This window comes from Pseudomonas sp. 39004 (assembly GCF_028682155.1).
Lineage (GTDB): Bacteria > Pseudomonadota > Gammaproteobacteria > Pseudomonadales > Pseudomonadaceae > Aquipseudomonas > Aquipseudomonas capeferrum.
The window spans coordinates 1-4,658 of the sequence record NZ_JANIAG010000269.1; the positions used below are offsets into that span (position 1 = coordinate 1).

Here is a 4,658-nt window from a genome sequence, read left to right on the forward strand (position 1 = left end):
TCCCACGGGGCTGGCTGTTTTAGAATTTTGAGCAAGGCAGTTGCTCTCACAGGTTATCCGCAGGCCATGAAAGTGCGAATGGGCCGCAAAGCGGCCCCAGTACGATCAGGTGCGAAAGCGAGCCACCAGGCCATTCAAGTCCACCGCCAAGCGCGACAGCTCGGCACTCGCCGCGCTGGTCTGATGCGCCCCGGTAGCACTCTGCACCGACAGGTCATTGATGTTAACCAGGTTGCGGTCCACCTCGCGCGCCACCTGTGCCTGCTCTTCCGCCGCGCTGGCGATCACCAGGTTACGCTCGTTGATCTGCGCCACCGCGCCAGCAATGGTATCCAGCGCCATGCCCGCGCCACGGGCGATGTTCAGGGTCGACTCGGCGCGTTCGGTGCTGGTGCGCATCGACGCCACCGCCTCCTCCGTACCGCCCTGGATAGTACCGATCATCCGCTCGATTTCGCTGGTCGACTGCTGGGTGCGATGGGCCAATGCCCGCACTTCATCCGCGACCACGGCAAAGCCACGGCCTGCCTCACCGGCACGGGCTGCTTCAATCGCGGCATTCAGCGCCAGCAGGTTGGTCTGGTCGGCCAGGCCGCGGATTACATCCAGCACCTTGCCGATGTCGCGCGATTGCTCGGCCAGGTGGGTGATCAGCGTGGCAGTGGCCTGTACATCGCCGCTCATACGCTCGATGGCGCCGACGGTTTCCAGCACCAGGTCGCGCCCATCGCCCGCCGAACGGCTGGCTTCACCCGAGGCCTGCGAGGTGCTCACCGCGTTGCGCGCCACTTCTTCCACGGCGCTGGTCATCTCGGTGACCGCAGTGGCGGCCTGTTCAATTTCGTTGTTCTGTTGCTGCAGGCCACGGGCGCTCTCGTCGGTGACGCTATTGAGCTCTTCCGCCGCAGACGCCAGCTGGGTGGCGGAGCCGGCAATCAATTGCAGGGTGTCGCGCAGCTTGTCTTGCATGCGGGCCATGGCGCGCAGCAGGCGGGCGGCTTCGTCGGTGCCTTCGGCACGGATGACATGAGTCAGGTCACCGTCGGCCACCTGCTCGGCGCATTGCAGCGCCTCTTCGATCGGCTTGACGATGCTGCGGGTCAGCAGGAACGCGCACAGCAGTGTCAGCACGGTGGCGGCGATCAACAGGCCGATGACCAGGGCGAAGGCGGCAGCATACTGGCTGGCTGCGGTTTCGTTGGTGGCACGGGTCTGGTCGGTGTTGATGCGCACCAGGGTGTCCATGACCTTGTTGATCTGCTCGGAGTTGGCCAGCAGGTCGCGGTTGAGCAGGTCGCGCAACTCGTCGGTGCGGCCCGCCTGGCTCATGCTGCGCATGCGCGCCTCCAGCTGGCGGTATTGACTGAGCAACTGGCTGTACTGGTCGAAGGCCGCTTGCTCGTCGGGTGCGCCGATCATCGGCTGGTAGGCCTGGCGGGCGCGGTCGATCTGGGCGTTGCGTTGGTCCAGCAGGTTGAGGGTGTCGCGCTGGGTCTCTGGCTCGCGGTTGATCAGCAGCCGATAGGAGAGGGTGCGCATGCGCAGGTTCAGCGCGGTAAGTTCGTCGAGAATCTTGATGCTGGGCACGCTGATGCTCTCGATGGCGACGCCCGCCTGGCGGATGTTGCCCATCTGCATGAGCGAGAAAATGCCGAGGCCGAGCATCAGCAGGCCGATCAGCGCGAAGCCGAGCAGCGCGCGCGGGGCGATGTTCATGTTGCGTAGGGACATGGGGGGATCCAGGCAGGGGAGGGTCGCACACAGCACGACGAAATATGACTTGCCTGGCTATCGGTCGTGACTGGTCAGTCTTGAGCGAGACCGGTGAAATTTGTGAGCGCGCTAACTTTTTCCTGACCGGCGGTTGACCCAGGTCGGAACAAGCGGCCCGATACCCTGTCAATCTGCGCAGCAGAAACCTTAAGAATCCGATATTTAATGGCGAGGGCCGACACTTTTCTTTATCGTGTGCGCCCTCTGCAACAACCTGAGATAGACCCCATGCTTGAAGCCTCCCTGAATCAAATCGAGCAACTGGTCAGCGACCTGATGCATAAAAACGCTCAACTCACCGAGCAGAACACCACCCTCGGCCAGCAACTGGCCCAGGCCAAGGAAGAAAACGAAACCCTGCAGCTGTCGCTGATGGAGCAGGAAGAAAAGAACGGCGCCACTGCCGCGCGCATCCAGGCGCTGGTTGATCGCGCCAGTGCGGGTGTCGTCAACGCATGAGCCTGAATGCGCAGCCGGTCAATGTCGTGTCGATCCTTGGCAGCGACTATTCGATCAAGGCGCCTGAAGGCCAGGAAGAAACCTTGGCGCAGGCGGTGCGAATGCTCAACACCGCCTTGGCCGAGACCAAGCGTTCGTACCCGACCTTGATCGGCGACAAACTGCTGGTGCTGGCTGCCCTGAACCTGTGCTCCAAGCAGGTTGAGCTGCAGAAGGAGCATCAGCAGACGCTTGCGCGCACCCAGGCGCAGATCGACGCCACGGTGGACGCGATCGTTCGGACTATTGCCGAGTCCTGATGGGCACCTGGGGCCGCACAGCGGCCCCAAGGTCCCCAAGCAATGTCCCAGATCACTGGAATAACTGGATACGTAAGTGTATACACTTCCCGCAAAACAATAATTGGCGGGGAGCAAGGGCATGCGTATCTGGCGGCGAAGCATCCAGTGGCAATTGATCGCAAGCATGGGCGCGGCCCTGCTGGCGAGCATCCTGGTAGTGGTGATCATCTTCACGGTGGCGTTCAACCGCCTGACCGAACGCTACCTGGTCGACACGGCGCTGCCGGCCAGTGTCGAAGCCATCCGCAACGATATCGAGCGCATGCTCGGCCAGCCGCTGGTGGCTGCGGCCGACATTGCCGGCAACACCCTGCTGCGCGATTGGCTTGCCGCGGGCGAAGACCCTGCGCAAGCACCGCGCTTCATCGAATACTTGGACGCTGCCAAGCAGCGCAACAAGGCCTTCACCACGCTGTTCGCCGCCACCGAAACCGGCCATTACTACAACGAGAATGGCCTGGACCGCACCCTCAGCCGGGCCAACCCCAAGGACAAGTGGTTCTACGGCTACATCGACAGTGGCGCCGAGCGTCTGATCAATATCGACATCGACGGTGCCACCGGTGAGCTGGCGCTGTTCATCGACTATCGCGTGGAAAAGGACGGCAAGCTGGTTGGCGTCGCCGGCATGGGCCTGCGCATGGCCGAGCTGTCGAAACTGATCCATGACTTCAGCTTTGGCGAGCACGGCAAGGTGTTTCTGGTGCGCAACGATGGGCTGATCCAGGTGCACCCGGACAACGCTTTCAGCGGCAAGCGCCAGCTTGTCGAGCAGCTCGATGCGCACGCCGCGAAGGCGGTGATGAGTGGTGAGCCGGGCCTGCGCACCAGCCGCTTCCAGCGCGATGGCGAAGATTATCTGGCGTTGGGCCTGCCACTGCGCGACCTGAACTGGACCTTGGTCGCCGAGGTGCCGGAGGCCGAGATCTACGCGCAGATGCGTCAGGCGGTATGGCTGACCACGTTGATCGGTGGCGGTGTGGCGCTGCTGTCCTTGCTGCTGGTGGTGTTGCTGGCGCGTGGGCTGGTGCGGCCTATCCGACGGGTCACTGCCGCGCTGGTACAGATCGGCAGTGGCGCCGGTGACCTCAGCCATCGCCTGGATGATGCGCGCCAGGACGAGCTGGGTGACCTGGCGCGGGGCTTCAATCGTTTTCTCGACAGCCAGCGCAGCCTGATTGGCGAGGTGTTGCAGACTTCCGAACGGCTGCATCGGGCTGTCGAGCAGGTGACCCAAGTGGTGGACAACACCGCCGAGCGTTCCGGGCGGCAGCAGGAAATGACCGAGATGGTTGCCACCGCCGTGCACGAAATGGGGCTGACGGTGCAGGACATTGCCCGCAATGCCGGCCAGGCAGCCGAGGCTTCACAATCGGCGCGCGATGAAGCGTTGCAGGCGCGTGAAGTGGTGCGGCGCTCGATCCAGGGCATCGAGGGCATGTCGGGCGACATCGGCAAAGCGGCGGATGCGGTGGCGCAGTTGGCCGACGAAGTCGCCTCGATCGATGAGGTATTGGCGGTGATCCGCAGTATTTCCGAGCAAACCAACCTGTTGGCGCTGAACGCTGCCATCGAGGCGGCGCGGGCAGGGGAAATGGGACGTGGTTTTGCCGTGGTGGCCGACGAAGTGCGAACGCTGGCGCGGCGCACGCAGCTGTCTACCGATGAGGTGCAGCAGATGATCCAACGCCTGAAGCAGGGCGCGGGTTCGGCGGTGAGCTCGATGCAGGCGGGGCAGCAGGCGACCGGCAGTGGCGTGGAGTCGAGCCAGCGCACCGGGGCGTCACTGGGGGCGATTACCGATCAGGTGGAACATATCAGTGACATGAACCATCAGGTGGCCACAGCGACTGAAGAGCAGTCGGCGGTAACTGAGGAGATCAACCGCACGGTGCAGGGGATTTCCGACCTGGCGCGGGAGACGGCGGCTGAGGTGCAAGGGTGCCGCGAGGAGTGCCAGGCTTTGCGTGGTTTGGCCGATGACCTGGCGCGGCAGATGGGTGGGTTCAGGCTCTAGATCGGTGTTGGCTTCTTCGCGGGGCAAGCCCGCTCCCAAAGTACAGCGCTGTGGGAGCGGGCTTGAGA

General features: G+C 63.4%; 4 protein-coding genes and 1 pseudogene. 4 read left to right on the forward strand and 1 reads right to left on the reverse strand.

Features of this window, described 5'->3' with window-relative positions:
* Window positions 1-105: 105 nt before the first annotated feature.
* Window positions 106-1,731 carry a methyl-accepting chemotaxis protein gene (locus NP534_RS25740; RefSeq protein ID WP_274100589.1) on the reverse strand — a complete coding sequence of 542 codons (1,626 nt, stop codon included), beginning with the start codon at window positions 1,729-1,731 and terminating at the stop codon, window positions 106-108.
* A 270-nt stretch (window positions 1,732-2,001) separates the two neighbouring features.
* Here NP534_RS25740 and NP534_RS25745 point away from each other — a divergent pair, with 270 nt between their 5' ends.
* The 4 genes and pseudogenes from NP534_RS25745 (at window position 2,002) to NP534_RS26940 (ending at window position 4,590) form a co-directional block, all read left to right on the forward strand.
* Entirely contained in the window at window positions 2,002-2,232 is a 231-nt protein-coding gene (locus NP534_RS25745; protein ID WP_033703149.1) for a hypothetical protein, read from the forward strand.
* Window positions 2,229-2,531, forward strand: coding sequence for a cell division protein ZapA (locus NP534_RS25750; protein ID WP_033703147.1), 303 nt, complete (start codon window positions 2,229-2,231; stop codon window positions 2,529-2,531). Before NP534_RS25745 ends, NP534_RS25750 begins: the two co-directional genes overlap by 4 nt.
* Window positions 2,532-2,697: 166 nt before the next feature.
* Window positions 2,698-3,726, forward strand: a pseudogene (locus NP534_RS26935) (HAMP domain-containing protein); the annotation flags it as partial.
* Between the two features lie 135 nt (window positions 3,727-3,861).
* Window positions 3,862-4,590, forward strand: coding sequence for a methyl-accepting chemotaxis protein (locus NP534_RS26940; RefSeq protein WP_443201102.1), 729 nt, complete (start codon window positions 3,862-3,864; stop codon window positions 4,588-4,590).
* The last annotated feature ends 68 nt before the right edge of the window (window positions 4,591-4,658 follow it).